The 22,602-nt window shown below is 31.4% G+C and carries 16 protein-coding genes and 1 tRNA gene; 14 read left to right on the plus strand and 3 right to left on the minus strand.

Features of this window, described 5'->3' with window-relative positions; translation table 4 throughout:
• Positions 1-5: 5 nt before the first annotated feature.
• The 7 genes from rpoC to AACK91_RS05320 all read left to right on the plus strand — a co-directional run bounded on the left by rpoC (position 6) and on the right by AACK91_RS05320 (position 10,024).
• The gene (gene rpoC, locus AACK91_RS05290) at positions 6-3,758 is read left to right on the plus strand and encodes a DNA-directed RNA polymerase subunit beta' (protein ID WP_338964843.1); all 3,753 of its coding nucleotides are present in this window, start codon (positions 6-8) and stop codon (positions 3,756-3,758) included.
• 135 nt (positions 3,759-3,893) lie between these two features.
• Positions 3,894-4,316, plus strand: coding sequence for a 30S ribosomal protein S12 (gene rpsL, locus AACK91_RS05295; RefSeq protein WP_040094450.1), 423 nt, complete (start codon positions 3,894-3,896; stop codon positions 4,314-4,316).
• A 22-nt stretch (positions 4,317-4,338) separates the two neighbouring features.
• A complete protein-coding gene (rpsG, locus tag AACK91_RS05300; RefSeq protein WP_338964854.1) occupies positions 4,339-4,806 on the plus strand; it encodes a 30S ribosomal protein S7 in 468 nt (155 codons plus the stop codon).
• Positions 4,807-4,829: 23 nt separating this feature from the next.
• Positions 4,830-6,908: an elongation factor G gene (gene fusA, locus AACK91_RS05305; protein WP_338964857.1), complete on the plus strand. Its 2,079-nt coding sequence runs from the start codon at positions 4,830-4,832 to the stop codon at positions 6,906-6,908.
• A 116-nt stretch (positions 6,909-7,024) separates the two neighbouring features.
• On the plus strand, positions 7,025-8,215 hold the full coding sequence (gene tuf / locus AACK91_RS05310; protein WP_338964859.1) for an elongation factor Tu: 1,191 nt from the start codon (positions 7,025-7,027) through the stop codon (positions 8,213-8,215).
• Between the two features lie 121 nt (positions 8,216-8,336).
• Positions 8,337-8,951, plus strand: coding sequence for a LemA family protein (locus tag AACK91_RS05315; RefSeq protein ID WP_338964862.1), 615 nt, complete (start codon positions 8,337-8,339; stop codon positions 8,949-8,951).
• A 269-nt stretch (positions 8,952-9,220) separates the two neighbouring features.
• Entirely contained in the window at positions 9,221-10,024 is an 804-nt protein-coding gene (locus AACK91_RS05320) for a DUF3137 domain-containing protein (protein WP_338964865.1), read from the plus strand.
• On the opposite strand, the gene AACK91_RS05325 is transcribed toward AACK91_RS05320, so the two are convergent.
• Positions 10,014-10,508, minus strand: a complete 495-nt coding sequence (locus AACK91_RS05325) for a hypothetical protein (protein ID WP_338964867.1) — start codon at positions 10,506-10,508, stop codon at positions 10,014-10,016. The genes AACK91_RS05320 and AACK91_RS05325 overlap by 11 nt on opposite strands.
• A 110-nt stretch (positions 10,509-10,618) precedes the next feature.
• Between AACK91_RS05325 and AACK91_RS05330 the strand changes: the two genes are divergently transcribed.
• From AACK91_RS05330 to AACK91_RS05355, 6 genes are all read left to right on the plus strand, one after another.
• A complete protein-coding gene (locus tag AACK91_RS05330) occupies positions 10,619-11,527 on the plus strand; it encodes a type I phosphomannose isomerase catalytic subunit (protein WP_338964869.1) in 909 nt (302 codons plus the stop codon).
• A gap of 130 nt (positions 11,528-11,657) precedes the next feature.
• Positions 11,658-13,865: a fructose-specific PTS transporter subunit EIIC gene (locus tag AACK91_RS05335; RefSeq protein ID WP_338964871.1), complete on the plus strand. Its 2,208-nt coding sequence runs from the start codon at positions 11,658-11,660 to the stop codon at positions 13,863-13,865.
• An 84-nt stretch (positions 13,866-13,949) separates the two neighbouring features.
• Complete coding sequence (locus AACK91_RS05340) at positions 13,950-14,195, plus strand: hypothetical protein (protein WP_338966579.1); 246 nt, start codon at positions 13,950-13,952, stop codon at positions 14,193-14,195.
• Between the two features lie 393 nt (positions 14,196-14,588).
• Positions 14,589-15,374, plus strand: coding sequence for a hypothetical protein (locus tag AACK91_RS05345; RefSeq protein ID WP_338964873.1), 786 nt, complete (start codon positions 14,589-14,591; stop codon positions 15,372-15,374).
• Positions 15,375-15,441: 67 nt separating this feature from the next.
• Positions 15,442-17,118 (plus strand): MATE family efflux transporter, encoded by a 1,677-nt coding sequence (locus tag AACK91_RS05350; RefSeq protein ID WP_338964875.1) that lies wholly within the window; start codon positions 15,442-15,444, stop codon positions 17,116-17,118.
• Positions 17,119-17,286: 168 nt separating this feature from the next.
• Positions 17,287-20,298 (plus strand): 2-oxo acid dehydrogenase subunit E2, encoded by a 3,012-nt coding sequence (locus AACK91_RS05355; protein WP_338964877.1) that lies wholly within the window; start codon positions 17,287-17,289, stop codon positions 20,296-20,298.
• A gap of 33 nt (positions 20,299-20,331) precedes the next feature.
• Here AACK91_RS05355 and AACK91_RS05360 read toward each other — a convergent pair whose 3' ends face one another.
• Positions 20,332-20,703 carry a hypothetical protein gene (locus AACK91_RS05360; RefSeq protein WP_338964879.1) on the minus strand — a complete coding sequence of 124 codons (372 nt, stop codon included), beginning with the start codon at positions 20,701-20,703 and terminating at the stop codon, positions 20,332-20,334.
• A gap of 449 nt (positions 20,704-21,152) precedes the next feature.
• Between AACK91_RS05360 and AACK91_RS05365 the strand changes: the two genes are divergently transcribed.
• Positions 21,153-21,228 (plus strand) — tRNA-His (locus tag AACK91_RS05365).
• Between the two features lie 283 nt (positions 21,229-21,511).
• On the opposite strand, the gene AACK91_RS05370 is transcribed toward AACK91_RS05365, so the two are convergent.
• On the minus strand, positions 21,512-22,498 hold the full coding sequence (locus AACK91_RS05370) for an IS30 family transposase (protein WP_338964882.1): 987 nt from the start codon (positions 22,496-22,498) through the stop codon (positions 21,512-21,514).
• Positions 22,499-22,602 lie beyond the last annotated feature (104 nt).

Consider the following 22,602-nt stretch of genomic DNA (forward strand, 5'->3'; position numbering starts at 1 on the left):
AGAAAATGGTTGAAAATAATGAAAAAAATAATTGTATGATTAAAATCGGTTTAGCGAACCCTGAAGACATTCGTGGTTGATCATATGGTGAAGTAAAAAAACCAGAAACAATTAATTATAAAACTTTAAAACCAGAACGTGATGGTTTATTTGATGAAAAGATTTTTGGGCCAACTAAAAACTTTGAATGTGCTTGTGGGAAGTATAAAAAATCAAAAAATAAAGGAAAAATTTGTGAACGTTGTGGTGTTGAAATTACAGAAGCAATTGTTCGTCGTGAACGTATGGGTCACATCGAATTAGAAGAACCAGTTAGTCATATTTGAATGTTAAAAGCAGCGCCAAGTCGAATTGCATTAATTTTAGATATGAAAACAAAAGAATTAGAAGAAGTTGTTTATTTCGTGTCGTATATTGTCTTGGATGCTGGTGATGCTAAATCATTAAAACAAAAAATGGTTTTAGATTTAGGAAATGCCAAAACTTCAGCAGCAACTCGTCAACGTTTAACAAAAACATTACGAGAAATTTTAGATACGTTAGAACAAGGGACTGTTGCTTATGAGGCTGGCGAAACAATGATTGAGGATTTAAAAAATACTTCATTACCTTTTTCAATGGATGAATGTGCACAGTTTATTAATCGCCATACTAATGCTCGTTTTGGAATTGGAGCTGAAGCAGTTGAAACATTATTAAAAAATCTAAATATTGATGATGAAATTGAAAAGATTAAACAAGATTTAAAAGATAAAAAAACACAATTAGATCAAAATAAATTAATGAAACGTTTAGAAGTATTAGACTCATTAAAAAAATCAGGTTCACGTCCAGAATGAATGATTCTGCGTGCAGTTCCAGTTATTCCGCCAGATATTCGACCAATTATTCAATTAGATGGTGGTCGTTTCACTACTTCAGAAATTAACGATTTATACCGTCGAATTATTATTCGAAACGAACGATTAAAAAAAGTTAAAGCAATGGGAGCACCAAGTGTTATTGTTAATAATGAAAAAAGGATGTTACAAGAGGCTGTGGATGCATTATTAGATAATGAACGAAAAGCACGGCCAGTAACTGGAAAAGATAAACGACCATTAAAATCATTAACAAGTATTTTAAAAGGAAAACAAGGTCGTTTCCGTCAAAACTTATTAGGAAAAAGAGTTGATTATTCAGGACGTTCAGTTATTGCAATTGGGCCAGATTTAAAAATGTATCAATGTGGATTACCTCGTGATATGGCAATTACATTGTTTAAACCATTTATTATTAGTAAATTAGTGAAGGATGGTTTAGCAGCAAATATTAAAGTTGCTGAAAAATTAATTTTAAATCAAGATGACAAAGTGTGAGAAGTTTTAGAAGAAGTCATTAAATCACGACCAGTGTTATTAAACCGTGCGCCAACATTGCACCGTTTAGGAATTCAGGCTTTTGAACCAAAATTAGTTAAAGGAAAAGCAATTCGTTTGCACCCCTTAGTGACAACAGCGTTTAATGCCGACTTTGATGGTGATCAAATGGCGGTTCATGTTCCGATTACCGATGAAGCTGTTGCTGAAGCACGTAGTTTAATGCTAGGAAGTCGTAATATTTTAGGACCAAAAGATGGAAAACCAATTGTAACGCCAACCCAAGATATGGTGTTAGGAAATTATTACTTAACATATGAAGAAAAAGGACAATTGGGTGAAGGAACAATTTTTAAAGATTTAAACGAAGCAGTTATTGCTTATGAAACTGGGGCCGTAGCCTTACATGCCTTAGTTGCAATTCCTGCCAGTGGTTTTGCTAATAAAAAATTCAAACCTGAACAAATGGATGATTATATTATTACAACACCAGGAAAAATTATTTTTAACCAAATTTTTAAAGAAGAGTTTCCATATTTAAATGAACCAAATGTTCAAAACTTGACAGCATTACCAGCTCGTTCATTAATTAAGGATAATGTTAATTTAGTTGAGTATTTAGAAAAATGGGAGGTCAATCCACCATTTAAGAAAAAAGACTTATCAAACATTATTGATCGTTACTTTAAACTTTATGGAGCAAATAAAACCGCTGAAATGTTAGATAACATGAAAAACTCAGGGTTTAAATACTCAGGTAAATCAGGGGTAACTGTTTCAGCGGGCGATGTTAAGGTTTATGATAAAAAACAAGAAGAGTTTAAAGAAGCAGATAATAAGGTTAAAGAAATTAATGAATACTTTAAAATGGGAATGTTAACAGGTCGTGAAAAACAACATCGAATTATTAACGTATGATCAAAAGTAAAAGATAACATTCAAACAGAATTAGAACATGTTTTACGAGAAGATCCTAAAAACCCAATCTTTATGATGGCTGATTCAGGAGCACGGGGGAATGTTTCAAACTTTACGCAGTTAGTTGGGATGCGGGGATTAATGAACAACCCGAAAGGAGATATTATTGAATTACCAATTAAATCTTCGTTCCGAGAAGGATTAACCGTATCCGAGTTCTTTATTTCAACCCACGGGGCACGAAAAGGGATGGCTGATGTGGCGTTAAAAACTGCGGATTCAGGTTATTTAACAAGACGTTTAGTTGACGTTTCACAAGAAATTATTATTACAATAAAAGACTGTAATGCTCGTCGTGGTTTTGTTGTTTCTGATATTATTGAACAAAAACACTCAAATATTATTGTGCCATTATTTGACCGTTTAGTTGGGCGTTATAATTTAAAAGATATTAAATTAAAAAATGGTAAAGTAATCACAGCGAATACATTGTTATCAGAAGAAGATAGTGCAGCGATTGTTGCTAGTGGGATTAAAGAAGTGATAATTCGTTCAGTTTTAACTTGTGAAGCTGAAAAAGGAATTTGTCAACGTTGTTATGGAAAAAACCTTGCGACAGGAATGGAAGTTGAAATTGGTGAAGCAGTTGGGACAATTGCGGCCCAATCAATTGGAGAACCAGGGACACAGTTAACAATGCGTACTTTCCATACTGGAGGTGTTGCTGGTGGAGCTGATATTACCCAAGGGTTACCACGGATTAAAGAATTATTAGATGTTACAACACCAAAAGGATCAATTGCTGTTATTTCAGAAATTGATGGAGTTATTAGTGACATTCGTGATGAAAGTGGAATTCATACCATTTATGTTGCATCAGATAGTGATGAACGAAAATATAAAACACAATATAATGCCGTTTTACGAGTTAAAATTGGTGATAAAGTTGTTCGTGGACAAAAGTTAACGGAAGGTTCAATTAATATTAAAGAATTATTAGAAATTGCTAAGATTGAAGATGTTCACAATTACATTTTAAAAGAAGTTCAACGTGTTTATCGTTTACAAGGGATTGAAATCTCAGACAAATATATTGAAATTATTGTTAAACAAATGTTGAATAAAGTTAAAATCATTGATGCTGGTGATACTGATTTATTGCCAGGTGAAATTGTAACAATTAAACGCTATCGTAATAAAACAATTAAAGCAGTTCGTTCAATGAAAAAACCACCAACTGCTAAACATGTTATTTTTGGAATTAAGAAAGCACCATTAGAATCAGAGTCATTCTTATCGTCCGCTTCATTCCAAGATACAACGCGTGTGTTAGTTAAAGCAATTATTAAAGGAAAAGTTGATCGTTTAGAAGGCTTAAAAGAAAATATTATGTTAGGACATTTAATTCCAGCTGGAACAGGATTAAAAAATCCGAAAGATATTATTACAGCCGGAATTGCGGCAAAAGCTGAAGAATATTAAAAAAAGACCGTCTGGTCTTTTTTTATGATAAACAGTTAAATAATTATTGACTTAATTTTGGGTTTTATGTAATATTATATATGGATTGTATTCTTTGATACACTCGGATATGTGAAAAAGAAAGGAGCAAGTTTAATGCCAACAATTAACCAATTAGTTCGTAAACCACGTAAAGAAAAAGTGTGAAAAACAAAAGCCCCCGCTTTAAATAGAGGGCTAAACTCTTTACAAAAAAAACCAACTGATGTAACCTCACCACAAAAAAGAGGAGTTTGTACTCGTGTTGCGACAATGACACCAAAAAAACCAAACTCAGCGTTACGAAAATATGCCCGTGTTCGTTTAACAAACGGAATGGAAGTAACAGCATATATTCCAGGTGAAGGCCATAACTTACAAGAACATAGTGTTGTTTTAATCCGTGGAGGAAGGGTTAAAGACTTACCAGGGGTACGTTACCATATTATTCGTGGAACGTTGGATACTGCCGGAGTTAATAACCGTCAACAAGGACGTTCACTATATGGTACAAAAAGACCAAAAGCAACTAAAGCTTAGATAAAAAGAAAGGAGGAGTTTTATGCGTAAACGCCAAGCAGAGAAAAGAGATGTTTTACCAGATCCAATTTATAGTTCAAAATTAGTGACTCGTGCAATTAATAAGATTATGATTGATGGGAAAAGGGGAGTTGCTCAAACAATTTTATATGGAGCATTTGATATTGTAAAAGAAAAAACAAATAGTGAACCACTAGAAGTGTTTAAAAAAGCAATTGAAAACATCACACCACATTTAGAACTAAAAGTTCGTCGAATTGGGGGAGCTAATTACCAAGTCCCAATTGAAGTAAATGATGATCGTAAAGTTACTTTAGGATTAAGATGATTAATTAATTATGCAAGATTACGTAATGAAAAAAGTATGATTGATCGTTTAGCAAATGAAATTATTGATGCCTCAAATGGTATTGGTGGGTCAGTAAAGAAAAAAGATGATACACATAAAATGGCAGAAGCAAATAAAGCTTTCGCCCATTATCGTTGATAAGAAACACAGAAAGGAATCTAAAAATGGCAAGAGAATATTCTCTAGAAAATACGAGAAATATTGGAATTATGGCGCACATTGATGCTGGGAAAACCACAACAACAGAGCGGATTTTATTCCATACTGGTAAAATTCATAAAATTGGAGAAACACATGACGGGGCTAGTCAAATGGACTGAATGGCCCAAGAACAAGAACGTGGAATTACAATTACTTCTGCGTCAACAACAGCCTTTTGAAAAAATATTCGTTTAAATATTATTGATACTCCAGGTCACGTTGACTTTACTGTGGAAGTAGAAAGATCATTGCGAGTATTAGACGGGGCAGTTGCTGTTCTTGATGGACAATCAGGAGTTGAACCCCAAACAGAAACCGTTTGAAGACAAGCAACAACTTATGGGGTACCACGAGTTGTCTTTGTTAACAAAATGGATAAAATTGGAGCTGACTTTTTATACTCAGTAAAAACAATTCATAACCGTTTACAAGCAAATGCACATCCAGTGCAAATCCCAATTGGCGCAGAAGATCAATTTTCAGGAATCATTGATATTGTGGAACGTAAAGCTTACCATTACGATGGAGCAGCAAATGAAGAAGCCCAAGAAATTCCAATTCCTGATGATTTAAAAGATTTAGTGGAAGAATATCGTACAAGATTAATTGAAGCAGTTGTTAATTTCAATGAAGAGTTAATGCTAAAATACTTGGATGGTAATGAAATTACAATTTCTGAAATTAAAAGTGCAATTCGTGCGGCAACATTAACGGGAGACTTTTTTCCAGTCTTTTGTGGAAGTGCCTTTAAAAATAAAGGAGTTAAATTACTGTTGGATGGGGTAATTGACTACTTACCTTCGCCAGTTGATATTCCAGCGATTAAAGGAGTATTAGCAAACGGAGCAGAAGTTGAACGTCATACAAATGATAGTGAACCATTTTCAGCGTTAGCATTTAAAATTATGACTGATCCTTTTGTTGGAAAATTAACATTTTTCCGAGTTTATTCAGGAGTATTAAAAAAAGGAAGTTCTGTTTTAAACTCAACAAAAGATAAGAGTGAACGAATTGGACGGTTATTAAAAATGCACGCTAATAATCGTGAAGAAATTGAAGAAGTTTATGCGGGTGATATTGCTGCTGCAGTTGGGCTAAAGTTAACAACAACGGGAGATACTCTTTGTGATGAAAAAAATGAAGTAATCTTAGAATCAATGGTTTTCCCAGAACCAGTTATTAGTTTAGCGTTAGAACCAAAAACAAAAGCAGACCAAGAAAAAGTGAGTTTAGCATTACAAAAATTAGCAGAAGAAGATCCAACATTTAGAACATGAACAAATGAAGAAACAGGGCAAACAATTATTGCTGGAATGGGTGAGTTGCACTTAGACATTCTAGTTGATCGAATGAAACGTGAATTTAAGGTGGAAACCAATGTTGGAGCACCACAAGTTTCATATCGTGAAACCTTCAAAGATAGTGCGGAAGTAGAAGGAAAATACATTAAGCAATCAGGGGGACGTGGACAATATGGTCACGTATGAATTAAGTTTGAACCAAACCATGATAAAGGTTTTGAATTCGTTGATGCAATTGTTGGGGGAAAAATTCCCAAAGAATTTATTGGTTCTGTTAAAAAAGGAATTGAAGAATCAATGCAAACTGGTAAATTAGCAGGGTATCCAATGATTGATATTAAAGCAACTTTATTTGATGGGTCATACCATGATGTCGATTCATCACAAATGGCGTATGAATTTGCTGCTAGTTTAGCTTTAAAAGAAGCGGCAAAAAAATCTAAACCAGTTATTTTAGAACCAATTATGGCGGTTGAAGTTACTGTTCCAGAAGAATACTATGGAGATGTAATGGGGAACTTATCATCACGTCGTGGTCAAATCGAAGGAAATGATCAACGTGGAAATGCCCAAGTTGTTAAGGCAAAAGTTCCATTATCAGAAATGTTTGGATATGCAACTGATTTACGAAGCTTTACACAAGGGAGAGGAACATACACAATGTTATTCTCACACTATCAAGAAGCACCAAAATCAGTTACCGAAGAAATTATTAAAAAAGCTGGAAAATCAGCTGAATAAGGTTATTACACCGATGGTTTTTATCCACCATTATTAAAAAAGGATTGCAAAGCAAGACAAATTAATTTACAATAGTTATGACATTTGTCTATTAAATATAGGAGGAAAAGATTAAAATGGCAAAACAAAAATTTGATAGAAGTTTACCACACGTAAACGTTGGAACAATTGGTCACGTTGACCACGGTAAAACAACCCTAACAGCAGCTATTACAACTGTATTAGCTAAAAAAGGATTTGCAGAAGCACAAGGATATGATAATATCGATAAAGCACCTGAAGAAAAAGAACGTGGAATTACAATTAATACTTCACACGTTGAATACCGTACTGAAAAAAGACATTATGCTCATGTTGACTGTCCAGGCCATGCCGATTATGTTAAAAACATGATTACAGGGGCCGCACAAATGGATGGTGCGATTTTAGTTGTTGCGGCAACTGATGGGCCAATGCCTCAAACAAGAGAACATATCTTATTATCAAGACAAGTTGGTGTACCAAAAATGGTTGTTTTCTTAAACAAATGTGACATGATTGGTGACGATACTGAAATGATCGACTTAGTTGAAATGGAAGTTAGAGACCTATTAAGTGAATACGGATTTGATGGAGAAAATACCCCAGTTATTAGAGGATCAGCGTTAAAAGCACTTGAAGGTGATCCTCAATGAGAAGAAAAAATTATGGAATTAATGGATGCAATTGATACTTGAATTCCAGAACCAGAAAGAGATATCGCAAAACCATTTATGATGCCAGTTGAAGATGTTTTCACAATTACAGGACGTGGAACAGTTGCAACAGGACGTGTTGAACGTGGGGTTGTTAAAGTTAATGAAGAAGTTGAAATTATTGGATTAAAAGAAGACACTAAAAAAGTTGTTGCAACAGGTTTAGAAATGTTCAGAAAATTATTAGATGACGCTAAAGCTGGAGACAATGTTGGGATTTTATTACGTGGAGTAAACCGCGACGATGTTGAACGTGGGCAAGTTATTGCAAAACCAGGTTCAGTTAAACCACATAAAGAATTTAAAGCACAAGTTTATGTTTTAAGTAAAGAAGAAGGAGGGCGTCATACACCATTCTTCGGAAATTACCGTCCACAATTTTATTTCCGTACAACCGATGTTACAGGTTCAATTAAATTACCAGCTGGAGTAGAAATGGTTATGCCAGCTGATAATGTTGAAATGACAGTTGAATTAATTGCCCCAGTTGCGATTGAAGAAGGAACAAAATTCTCAATTCGTGAAGGTGGTCGTACAATCGGTGCCGGAACAGTTGTTTCAATTATTAAATAATTAACTTTTTTAAAAATAGCTCAAGTACGAGCTATTTTTTATTATTTAAAAGTTTATCTTGTTTTTATTATTATTTTCTTATATAATGATTAACAAATAGGCCCGTAAAGGAGGAACAAAAATGGGATATAATCCAACAGTAAATAATGCAGAAGTTGCAGCAAAAAGTAGTTTTTTTGGCAAATTCTTTGTTTATATTTGGTTTATTTTAATTTTTCCAATTTTCTTATTTATTTTATCAAGAAATAATTTGATTCGTAATAAAGAAAAAATTGAGGAAACAGCATCAGATATTGACGTTCAATTAAAGCGAAGAGTTGATATGTTAACAAAATTAATTGACAGTACAAAACAATATATGAAGTATGAAAAAGATACTTTGACAGCAATTGTTGAGCTAAGAAGTCAAACTAATCAAAACTTAAATGTTAAAGAATTATATAAGGTTAATAATGCAATTACTAGTCAAGCGGGGAAAATTAATGTTTTATTAGAAAATTATCCAGATTTAAAAGCAAACAATAGTGTTATTGAATTACAAACAGGAATTAAAGATTGCGAAGACAATATTGCTGCCGCTCGTCGTTTCTATAATTCAGCAGTTCGTGATTTTAATGCCAGTTTAAAAACTTGGCCATCAAATGTTGCGGCAAGTTCATTACGTTTAAACACGTTCTTATATTTTGAAGCAGATGCTGTTGATCGTCAAGATGTTAAAATAGATTTAGGACAATAATTAGTTGTTCCTAATTCTATTTTTTAAATTAATGGGGGAATTAAAAGGAAGCAATGGAAAATAATATATTACCTTTAGAAGCGGTTGTTACACAAGAGTTTACCGACCCGGTTATGAAACATAAATTAACAAATATTAATTTTAAATATTTAAAAAAGCGCTATATGTTTTTGAATTGGTTTTTAGTAATAATTAAATTTTTATTATGATTTTTATTAATAATAACTTTTATTAAGCTTAGTTTGTTCTTTTTAGCAGCTCTAAGTTCGGTGGGAATTACTGGTCAAGTTCTCATTTTTCTTGCTAGTTTAGGTTCGTTAAGTGGTGCTGGATATTTAACATTTAAATATTCAAAAGCAATTAAATTACAAAAACTTATTATTCAAGAATTGCCCTTAGCAAAATTCTACCAAACAGAATTAGATGCTATCACAACAAAGAAATATCAAGTTGACACCGTTAAAAAAGATTTTGATCTTTTTCCCTATGTTGGAGTCCCAGCAAAAAGTGAAATTAGACAAGATTATGTTATTAACTTTCAAACAACAAATGTTAATTATTCGTTTGGAACTTTAACCCGTAAAGAATTAATTGATATGGGGAAAAGCAAAGATATTATTTATACACGTTATCCATATTTAATAATTGATGTTAATGAACTATGAATGTTAATTGCGACAATTAAGGCAATGCGAACTTTTTTAAAAATCTTTAAATCAAAAGATAATACGGACTTAGAATCAACAGAATTTGAAAAAATATTTGCTGTTAATGCAAATTATCAAATTCTAATTCGAAAACTATTAACCCCAAAAGTAATGGTTAATCTAATTGAATTAGCTAATAACAATAAGAAAATCCCCTTAATGCAATTTGATGGTGGTTATATTACAATTTCTTTCAATAATTATAATGTTAATAGTTTTAATGATATAACGGGGATGTTGCTTGGTTTTTGTTTTGTTGGAACTTACCAAGAAGCGATAACCAATGTTGTTAATGTTATTCGTAATGATTTAGAATGATTATTAAAATCATTGCAGTGAATTGAGGCCTATGATTTTAAGAATTAGGTTTTGATGGGGGAATTGGTCGGTTTAAGATAATTAAATTTACTGTATTAAAACCACCAATAATAGAACAACTTCATAAGGCATAACCAAAACCAGCATATCATAATTGTTTAATTGCATTGTTAAAAGTTGTTTTTAAAATTAGTTGGATTGAAACAATTGTTAAAAAGAAAAAAACAAGGGTAATAATAAAAACAAAAATATAAAAGTAAAAACTTAGACTTAATCTATTTTTTTCACCATCATAACGATAAATTTTTGAAAAAACAAAGGGGTTTTTGATAATTAAATAGTTAATAAATAATAGCAACAAATTAATGACAATAAAAATTGAACAGTACATTAATTTATCTTGGGCTGACATTTTTTTCTGTAATAAAAAGATAATTAAAAAGATAATTGTAACCAACCCCAAAGCGGCAAGAAGCCATAACAAATGCCACTTTATTTTTTTAAGATAGCTACGAATATTAATAATTTCCATTCTGAACTCCTTTTCTGCTAGTTATTTATATCTTACTATAAATTGATAAGATAATATTATTTTTTCGGTTTTTATGGTTAAATATAAATGAAAACCTGAGGAGGACATTTATGTATAAAGTAATTAAAGTAACCCCGTTTTTTTCTGAACGATTATGAGGGGGCCACAAGTTGAAGGATTTTGGCTTTCAATTACCAACAAATGATTTATATGGCGAAGCATGAGTTATTAGTGCGTTAGATAATGGTATGAGTTATATTGCAACTGGCCCAGAGCAATGAACGTCATTAAAATCATTTTATGAAAACCATCCTGAATATTTTGGCACTACGGAAAGCGAGTTTCCGTTATTGTCAAAAATTATTACAGCAAATGATTATTTATCGGTGCAAGTGCATCCTGATGATGAATATAGTTTAAAGCACAATAAGATGTTGGGAAAACCAGAATGTTGATATATTCTTGATTGTTCATCTGATGCCACAATGATTTATGGTCATCAAGCCCAAACCAAAACGGAATTGATTACAATGGTGGAACAAAAAGCATGAGAACAATTATTTACTAAAGTAAAAGTTAAGAAAGGTGATTTTTTATATGTCCCACCGGGAAAAGTTCATGCAATAACACCGGGAGTGACTGTTTTTGAGTTACAGCGTTCATCCGATGTGACATATCGTTTTTATGATTTTGATCGAGCCGATAAAGATGGGAACTTGCGTCCCTTACATTTACAAGAGTGTTTTGATGTAACCACAGTTCCAGATTCAAATGAACAAGTCCAACATATTATAGAAGGAATATTGGTTGATAATCAATATTTTACCTTACACTTATTAACAAAAACGCAGGTCCTTGATTTATCATTAGTGCAATGAGGGCAAGTAACAGTTGTTGAAGGGGAAATTACAATTGGAACAGAAACGCTTAAAGCTGGTGAATCAGCAATTATTTTTGATTTAAATCAAAAGATTACGGTTAAGGTTAATGGGAAAGCCCTACTAAGTTATAAGAAATAAGTGGTTTATTCAAAACCATTTTTTATAGAAAAAAATTCCAGTTTTTTTAAAAAAATAGATTTTTTTAAGTATTCTATTGCTTTTTTTTTTTTTTTTTGTTAAATTTAAGATTGTAGGAGGAAAAAACTATATGTATAATAAAATTTTTAATGAGAAGCATATCATTTTAGATTCAACCGCAAAGACTAAAGAAGAAGCTTTTTTAGAACTTGCTAAGTTGGCTGAAACATTAGGGTATGTTTCTGACCCGAACGAACTTGTTAAAGGTTTTGAGGCTCGTGAAAAAGAATCTTCAACAGGTTTTGAAGATGGTTTTGCAGTTCCGCATGCGCGGATTAAAGAAGTTAAAAAAGAAGCAGTTTTGTTTATTCGTTTTAAAGATGCTATTGATTGAAAAGCAATGGATGGAAAACCAACAAAAGTGGCAATTGCCTTAATTATTCCTGAGGCTAAATCAGGTGATATTCATTTAGGAATATTAAGTGAAGTTGCTCGAAAATTAATGGATGAAAACTTTAAAAAAGAAATGAAAGTTGAAACAAATAAGGACAAAATTCAAGCAGCACTATTAGCTGGTTCTGATCAAAACGATACGAAAGAAACTACTAAACCAACTGGTGAAAAACCGTTGATTTTAGCAATGACAGCTTGTGCAACAGGAGTAGCGCATACTTTCCTGGCTGCTGATAAATTAAATCAAACTGGTCCAAAATTAGGATATGATATTAAAGTTGAAACGCATGGGGCAGAAGGAATTCGTAACGATTTTACTGAAGCAGAAATTAAACGAGCAGAAGTAATTATTGCGGCAACTGATATTGGTCTTGATATGGCAAGATTTGGTGGAAAAAAGGTATATATTTGCCCTGTTGCTAAAGCAATTAAAGACCCTGAAGGAGTTATTAATGCTGCTTTAAAAGAGGGAAAAACTACACCAGTTGGAGAGTTTGCAACAAAAAGTGGTGGTAATAATGGTCAGAAAGTTGGAGTTATGAAACATTTGATGGCAGGGGTATCATATATGGTGCCAATTGTTATCTTGGGGGGGATTTTTATTGCTATCTCATTAGGATTGGCGAAAGCAATTTATGGTCCTAATTATGAAAACTTCCACGGTTCTTCAAAAGGGATGGGTTGAATTCCTGACCCAGCAGGAGGAACAGCACATTGAGGAGAGTTATTCTATACTGACCCATTAACTGATCCTAAGAACTTTTTCTATTATTTAAATATTTTGGGGGGATCAGCATTTACGTTAATGATTCCTGTTTTAGGAGCATTTATTGCTAACTCAATTGCTGGTCGTTCTGCAATTGCGCCAGCAATTGTTGTTTCATTTATTGGTAACAATGTTGCTAACTTTTATCCTTTACCAGGGATTGAAGCAGTTAATACGCCAACTGGATTTATTGGAGCGATTGTGGCTGGATTAGCTGTTGGTTATACCGTTAAATGAATTAATGCATGAAACGTGCCAAAAGGTTTAAAACCAGTAATGCCAATCTTCTTTATTCCAATTGTTGTTGGATTTATTTATGGAATGATTATGATGTTCGTAATTGGTTCAACAGTTGGATGAGTAATGGGAAAATTCCAAGAATGAATTTCAAAAACATGAGGAAATATTTCAAATGCTGCTAATGTGGCAATTGGATTAGCCTTTGGTCTATTAATTGGGGCAATGGCTGGATTTGATATGGGAGGACCAGTTAATAAAGTTGCTTTCTTAGCATGTACTGGTTTAATTGGTTCAAAAATTTATACTCCAATGGGAGCAATGGCAGTTGCAATCCCAGTTGCACCAATGGGAATGGGAATTGCAACATGAATCTTTAAACCATTTTATAATGAAGAACAACGAACAATGGGTTCAACAGCGTTCTTTATGGGTTGCATCGGAATCTCAGAAGGAGCTATTCCGTTTGCGGTAAATGATCCAAAACGTGTTATTCCAAGTAATATTGTTGGATCAGCGATTGCTGGTGGATTAGCTGGAGCAGTAGGGATTGCTGATTTAGCTGGACATGGTGGTCCAATTGTTGGGTTCTTATCCGCTTTAGGTCGTGGAAACGGTGACACTGGTGTTTATGGTTGAGCTGGTGCTTGAGGATGAACATTATTAGCATTCTTATTTATGGCGATTGGAGCGTTAATTACTGCCTTTATGTATGGATTTTGACAAATTGCTGATAAAAAACGTACTGGTGAAACAATTTCAATGAAACAATTTGTTTTAAAAACACGTTCTGATAAAGTTGCTGCTGATAAAAAAATTAAAGCAGCTAAAAAAGAGAACAAAAACAATATCGCTAAAAAACAATCATCAAAACGAAGTTAAGCAAATAAAAAATTAATAACGAATGTTATTAATTTTTTATTTTTGTGTATAATGGTAGATATTATAAAGGAGGAAAATTAAGTGATGTTAATGGTAAAATCATTGTTTGATGTTCTTCCGTGATGAGCAGCATTATTAATCGTCATTGTAATTTTAGAAATTGTTGTTGGGCTTGTTTTGTTCTTTAAACGAAAAACAGATCAAATTGAAAATCATAGTGAAAGAGTCAAGATTGAAAGTTTATGACAGAAAATTTGTAAAAACCATAAGAAGAAAAAAACAGAAAAACTAGCAGTAAAGCAAAAGGCAAAAAAGAAAAAGCAAAAGTAGCAAATGGAGGCGCCAATGAGTTTAATGAGTTATAGTGTTTTGGTGGTTGGAACGGACCTTGAGGTTTTTTTGACCCCTTAGGTAGTCAATGAGCACAACCGAATGGACCCGTTACTTTTGGAATTGAATTTGGTGTTGGTTTAAGTATGGTTGTTGTTTTATTACTATTAGTTTTTTTATTACCAAAGTTTAATGCGAAGTTAGCAACAAGGAATGCCTTTCGTTATTCTTTGGGTAGTTATTTAATTTTTGCATGATTAATTTTTTGATTATTAAAAGTCATTTATTATTATCAAGTTATTCCAACTTTAATGTTTAATGGTGATAATAACATTTTAATTAATGGTTTGCAATATGGACAAAATAATATTGTGCAATATGAGGGGCAATGATATGCTCATTTTTTTTGATACTGGGGCTGTTGATCGTTTGCACTTGCCAATTTATAAGGCTTGAGTTAAAGTTAGGTTAATTAGTCCAGGTGTTTATGAAACAATTTCTAGTGGTTCAACGATTCGCGCTGATAATTGAACCGATGCTGTACCGTTAGAGTTATGTAAATGATTAAATTTAATTTATGGAATTTTATTATTGTGTCCACAGCATAGCAAAGTAACCAGAAACTTATATTCGTATTATGCGCCATGGGGAGTGTGATTGCCAATCTTGGCCTTAGTTTTTCCACCAGATGCTTATACTTTTGGGAATTATTATTATTGAGCTCATTATGGGAATCACGCTTTAATTATTGCTGTTTGTTGACATATGCACCTTTATGGAACCCCAAGTTATGATAAAAAACAAATTTTGGGAAGTTTAATAATGTTTTTAATATACGCTTTGTTGGCGTTATTATTTTCAGCAATTCTAAATGATAATTTTCAATATATGGGTAAAGGTGTTTGAAGTTTTGGCGGGACTAATGTTCGTGATTTACTGGGTGGTTATCCATCCCAAATCGTGCCTTTATTTGTCTTGGGAGCATTGGGAACAGTTACTGGCCATTTAATGTTGAATGCTTGTGGTCAGTGGTATCAAATTAACTTTAATAATCATACAGCACAATTAGTTCGAACAAAGAAAAATAAATTAGGGTTTTCAAAAGATGAATGAACATACCATAATTTATTGTGCTATAAGTTATACCAAAAATATTGTTTAAAAAAAATAAAAAAATAATGTTTTTTTATTTTTTTATATTATAATATTTGCAGTGTAATTTAAGCTGAATGGGAAGGGATATACAATGACACAAATTCAAATCAAGAAACGACCAAAATTTTTTGCTTCAAAAAAATGATATGCAACAGCTTTAGCTTTAATTTTATTAGCAACATTGCAAGAAATTATTATGGAGTCAACGGATTTAGTTGATAATTTTTTTGCTAGTGCAATTAAGAGCAATGTGCATGGTTTTCAACATTTGGCTGATGAGATTAAAACTATTTTTGGAGCAGATAATGTTTATAATGTAAAAGAAGTTTGAGAACAGTGGGGTTTAGGAAACTATGTTGGTTTTCATTATACGGCAGGTCAATTAGCGATGAATGGAGTTGCCGCTTCAAATCAACTTTATTTTATTATGTTTGCGATTTTAAGTGGAATCTGTTATGGGTTTGGTGTTTTTAATGCACAATATTTTGGTGCACAAAAATACAAAGAATTGCAAGAAGTTACCTTATTAAAAATTTATGTTTGTTTAATTATTTGCTTTATTGTGTTAATTTTATCGCAACTTTGTGGTTACCAATTAATTAGTTTTGCAACAACACCTAAGTATGCACCACAGCCAGATGTTTTTCAACAATTACAACCAGGTGATAAAGACTTAGCAATTCAATGATTTAAATACTTTGAATATCAAGCAGCATCAATTTCAACGGAAGAAGGAGCAGAGTATTTTAAAATTATTGCTTTATCATATCCATTATTAGCAATTAATATTGCATTTATTACAACACTTCGTGAAACAGGGTGTGCTGGTTTGGCGGTTTGAATTTCAGTTATTGCTTTAAGCACAAATTGTTTTATGAATCCATTTTTAATTGAACCACATTTTCTTGGCGATTTTAAAGGAATTGGGATGCAGGGAGCAGCAATTGCGACCTCTGCTTCGCGGGTTCTGCAACTTATCTTTATTATTATTTTGTTTTGATATAAACGGTATGAATTTATTCCTCGTAATTGGTATCGTTTTGATGGCTATGTTACCCGTCGTGCGTTTCAAAAGGCATGGCCAATTGTGTTAAATGAAATCTTTTGATCAGTTGGAATGGTTTTACAGGTTAAGCTACGAGCATATTATAGTCTAGATGCTCTGACAGCAAATGCTATTTTTTCAACAATAATTGCCGCCTTGTATACCCCATTGTACCATGGGTTCTCAGCAGGAACCTCAGTGTTAGTTGGTAGTCGCTTGGGCGCTAATAATTTAGAAGAAGCAGAATACAATGGTAAACATTTAGTGATTTTAGCTTTCTTTGTTGGAATTATTACTGGATTAGTTTTAGTCGCCGGTGGTTGATTTTTACCAGAATTATTATTTAGAAATAATACGCCAGAAACATTTAGAATTGCTCACTGGATGCTCTTTGCTTATGGTCTTTGATATCCTTGTTTAATGATTGCTGCGACAAGTTATGCGATTATTAGAACCGGTGGGGCAGTTATGAATGCGTTTATTTTAGATGCTTTATTTATATGATTAGTTCCTGTTCCATTATTAGCAATTTTAATTTTTACATCAAATTTAGATATTATTTATATTGTTTTAATTATGCAAACAGCAGACATTCTAAAAGCAATTTGAGCGATCGTAATTTTAAGTCGTAAAAAATGAGTTAAAAATTTAACAGCAACAAAACATATTACTGAATTTGACAATAAAGTAAAAGAATTAAAAGAAAATGCAAAAGAAATTTAAAAATTTTGCATTTTTTTATTTTTTGTGTATAATATTGTTTTTAATTTTAACGGGTAAAAATAGCGAATATATGATATAATTATTTTGTAATAAAAAATGGGTATAAAAGTGGCTAGACAAAATTTAATAAAACAAATTAAGTTTTTTTGAATGGGGTAAATTGAGACAATGGAAAAAATTAAAGTATCATTTTTAGAAAAAAAAGGAATTTTAAAAGAATTCCTATATCAAGATGTTGCTGTCAAAGCGGGGGATGATATCGCCTTGATTGAAAGTGACAATGGCGAAGCCATCATTAAAGCCTCAATGGATGGAATCATTGTTAAACCAATTAAAGCCGGCAGCAAAATTAAAAAAAACGCTGTTATTGCTCATTTATTAACAACAGAAACTGAAATTGAAAAATATTATTTTAAACATCTTGAAAATGATGAATTCAGTCATTTAGATAAAAAAGGTGTTGTGTTTACAACAACCAAAAATGGTGAATTTGGAACAAAATGAAAAGATGTTGAAGAAGATGATTATTCTGGTATTAATCTTGTTAAATCCGACACTTTAAATCCGACTTTTACACCACCATTATTATATCAACAACAAATGCAAAATAATAGTGAGGCAACACAATCCAATTATAATGAAATGAATATTGATTCTAAAGCAGAATTAATTAATGAAGCGCCACTTTCAAATGAAAGTTTTGGACAAGGTTTTGAACAAAATAATTTAAATCAACCATTGCCAACAACAATGGACTTTAATAATATGGGGCAACCTATTAATAATTCTAATTTTATTAATAACACAATGGTTCAACCAACACCAACAATGGAACAACAAACCATTTCAGAAAGTAAACCAACTGAAATTAAAAGATGAGACGAAACAGAATTAACATTTGGTCCTAAAAAAACTCGCCGCCTTTCTTTTAAAGATTTTGATATTGATGATGATCATATTATTAATAACCGTGCAAAAATTCCTTCAATTGATACAATTAAACAACCAAGTAATCAAAATGTAAGAAGTGAAGAAAATAATATGATGATTAATATGCATAATATAAATGATGTTATGAAAGAAAATAACTTTGATTCAGCAGTTAGCAGTCTTAATGTTAATACACAATCAACTGGACAAAATATTATTGCTAATGCTGTTCTAATTGGGCAAAAAAAAATAGAAGAAGAAAATCAAGCAAAAGAATATGCTAAGTATTTAGTTAATGAAACAAAACATCAAGATGAAGCCCCAGCTAATGCAGCCGCTCTTTTTGGCAATCAAGCAGAAAATAGTAGTTTTCGTAATCTTGTTAATAAACGTCGTCAGCAGTTACATAATAAAAATGATTTTCATGAATTATCATTAGAAAGTGATAATTCAAAAAGTTCAATGGATTTCCTAGATGATGATGGTCGTCCAAAAATTTTACGTAATATTGTACAAGGAAGGATGAATGATCTAATTAAAAGAAATGCTAGTCCAGAAATGTTAAGTGGTCAAAGTGGAGGCAGCACTTATGGTTATGACCAACCAGATTATCGTGCTAAGGATGACGACTTGTCAGATGAAGTTTATATTTCAGCTGACGGTTATACCGTTGATCCTAAGGATACAGAAAAATCAGCGCTTAAAAAACCGAGTTATTTTTCACCGTTAAAATCTTATCGTGATCGTTTATATGAAAAATTAAATGATGGGGGACAACGTGAAAAAATTTTAAAAACAAGAAACCAACGTGAATTAATTAAAAAAAGAATGGAACAAATTGCAAAAGGAAATGTTGAAGTTGATTCAGTATTAGGAGAAATTAATAATTATCGTCGTCCTTCTTTTGAAGAAATTGAATCACAATACGAAATGTTGGATAATGAATATTATGGAAATGAAAATCAGCATCATGAGCAATCAACAACAGAACATCAACAAGGTTTTGCTAATCAAAATAAAAACCAACCAGGATATGGACCGGTAAACCAAGAAGCAAAACAAGGAACAGGGAGTGTCACACCAATTACAAATAACTATCAATGTCCGTCAACGCAACAATCAGCAAGTGATAATACTATGCTTGTTGAACTAGCTGTTTTAAAAGAAAAATTATTAAATCAAGAACAAAGTAATCGTCAAAATGAATTGTTACGTGAAATTCAAAGTTTACGAGAAACAAATAATAATATGAATCAAAACAATAATGTTAACAACTTAGATAAAATGATGCAGTATATGTTAATGCAACAAATGTTGAAAACAATGAATGCCCCCGATCTAATGTTAAAAGAAATGTTGAAAGAATTTAATTTGAACAACAAACAAACTCTTAACCAAGGAATTGAAAATACTTCGGGTGGTAATAATTTACAAGTTAAAAAGTTTGATAGCGAAACAAATGCAATTCCCAATACTTATGGAAATTTAGTTCAACCATTAAACAATAGTTTAAACATTGTCAATACAAATAGTAAGATTGAACCACAAGGATTAGAAACAAGAGAAGAAATTAAAGCAACAAGATATCCGGCGATTCAGTCAATGATCATGTCACAAACGCATATACCACCATTAACAATTAATGCTGAAATTGATATGTCTTCAATTATTGATCAACAACGTAAATTGAAAAATGCTAATACTGAGTATGGTGTTCGTTTTTCAACAATGAGTTTTCTTGTTAAAGCTGTTTCATTAGCATTAAGTGAGTATCCAAAATTAAATTCATATTATGATTCAAAAACAAATCAAATCGTTATTAAAAATTCACAACATATTGGGTTAGCAACAGAAACTAGTGAAGGTTTAGTTATTCCTGTAATTAAATTTACGGAACGCATGAGTTTAAAACAAATTGCAATTAATATTCAAGAAACAATTGAACGTTTACGCCAAGGTGAATTATACGATTATGAATTACAAGGAAGTACGATTACGATTGCCAACTATGGAACGGTAGGAGCTGTTAATGCAACACCAACAATTTTTTATCCAAACTCAGCGGTAATTGGGATTGGCCGTATTGTTCGTAAGCCGGTTGTTATTAAAGGTGATAAATTAGTAATTCGTTCAATGATGAATATTGCTTTAACAGTTGATCAACGAATTATTGATGCAGCCGAGGCTGGAATTTTCTTAACACGTTTAAAAGAAATTTTAGAAGCGCCAGAATTAATTACTTTATCATAAAAAAATCTTATTAATAAATATTAATAAGATTTTTTAATTTTTTAAAATTTTATAACTATATATTATTACTTTAATAATTAAATTATCTAATTCGATTAAGACACTGTTGTTACGATCGATGATTATAGTAAAAATTAAGTCACCACGATAAATTAGTCTAGATACAATATTGATTTTATTTTTGTCTAAAAGTTCTCGTAAGAATACTTCGTTCAAGGGGCGCAATAAAATTCCAATTTTAATTTGTTCATTTATTTTTTCTAATTGGGCGGAAGTTAAAATAATACGGGTAATGGTCGCATACCCATTCTTAATCCAGTCTTCGGGTAAATTATAAATTGGATTATAATACCGATGAACTAAGACAATAATATTTGTTAGATTTTTTTCAATAATGTTTTCCAAAATGGTTTTTCCAGAGATATGTCGCGCTTTACCATTATCAGTTTTATAAATATTTTAACGCCTACTGCCGATGACATATGCATATGCGTTATGGTTTGCCTTTTTATTTTTATACTTTCTTAAGAAGTTAATAACATCTGTCTCTGTTTGAACGTAACTAGCGAAACAAATGAATTTAACATTGCGAATTATTAGTTCTTTAGTTAAAATTTTGTTCTTTTTAATTATATACATTTAGTTACTCTTCTTCCATTCGCACTCCTTTGGGTACTGCATATATGTACCTAGTACATTATAATATAAAACTATTGATAAGATTTATTAACAATTTAATAGTTTTAAAATGTTTAAGGTGATGGCCGGAAACTTTTGGGGAACTAGAAAATTTTCTATTTACATTTTCTTGTTTTAAGTTATAATAAATAAGGTTATTTATTTAATCATACGTGGCGGTTGTGGCGAAGAGGTTAACGCTCCGGATTGTGGCTCCGGCACTCGTGGGTTCAAGTCCCATCAGCCGCCCCATTTTTAACTACAGGTAAGTAGTTTTTTTATTTTTGGAATTATGTAAAATGAAATGCAACAAATCTTATTAGTCAAATAATACAATAAAAATCATAAAAAATCAATTATAAAAGGCATCGTGTAAATTCAAGCAGCAAATTCTGTCTCTTGTTAGATTGATAATAACACTCTTTTTAAGAAATGCAACTATTTTTTTCAAAAAAATAAAATATTTGTAAATTTGCCCTATTTTTAGCATATTTAAACACACTGAAAAATAATTTATTAAATTTTTCAAATAAACTTATTTAAAATTCTCTGAAAATACTTCTTTGGAAGTTTTTCAATTTAGAACAGGCCTTAATTTTTCATTTATAACATCATTGACTACTCAATCTATTTCTTGTTGAGCGACATTATTAAAATCAGTTCCCTTAGGAAATCATTGTCTAAGTTCAGAATTCATATATTCAATTAATGGTTTTTTTTGTGGTTTACCAGGGTCGCAAAAATAAATATTAGAACCAGTAATCTTTTCCATTTCTTCAAACTTACTAAATTCTTTTCCTCTATCTGTTATTATTCCTTTAATTTTTCCAACTAAACCATTAATTCTAACTATATGTTCAAGTTTTTCTAAAACTTCACTTGAATTATTTTTTTCTAATTTCATTGCAAAATAATTTTTACTATTTTGTTCAACTAATACTAAAACAGCAGATTGATGGTCTTTTCCAACTACCGTATCCATTTCAAATCAACCAACATTAGATTGTTTATTTTCAATATCTCATATTGACTTAAATTTATCATCTAATTTTCCACGATTTTCAGTTTTTCCTTTTCTTTTGTATTTTTTACCATGATGGCGTAAATTTTGTTTATTTAATCCTAATAAATTTAACTTAATTCATTTATATAAAGTTTTTTTACATGCTGGAAATTTAACACCAAACTTTTTTTTAAATTTTCTAATAATTTGTGATGGTGTATCATGATATTTATTAAATCTTACATTTAATCATTCTTTTTGTTCTTCTGTAAATTCAGGTAGTTTTTTAATAGATTTTTTTCGTTTTTTATAATAATCACCATGTGCTTTACGAGCATCATAATCTTCTATATTTTTAAATCTATTAATTTCTCTTTTAACAGTATTAACTGCACGACCCGTTTGCCTTGATATTTCAGATAAATTAAGTGTGCCATTTTTCTTTTTACAACTATCAGATAAAAATAAATCCTTAAAAAATCTTCGTTCATCAAATTTTACATGTATATAATCTTGCATTTTTTTCTGTCTCCAATCTTTTAATTTAATTTATAACATTAAATTAAAAAATTAAAATTATTATATTGACAAATATTTTTATAGGAATATAATATACGCAATAA

Source organism: Spiroplasma endosymbiont of Sarcophaga carnaria (genome assembly GCF_964019595.1).
GTDB classification, from domain to species: Bacteria; Bacillota_I; Bacilli_A; order Mycoplasmatales; family Mycoplasmataceae; genus Spiroplasma; species Spiroplasma poulsonii.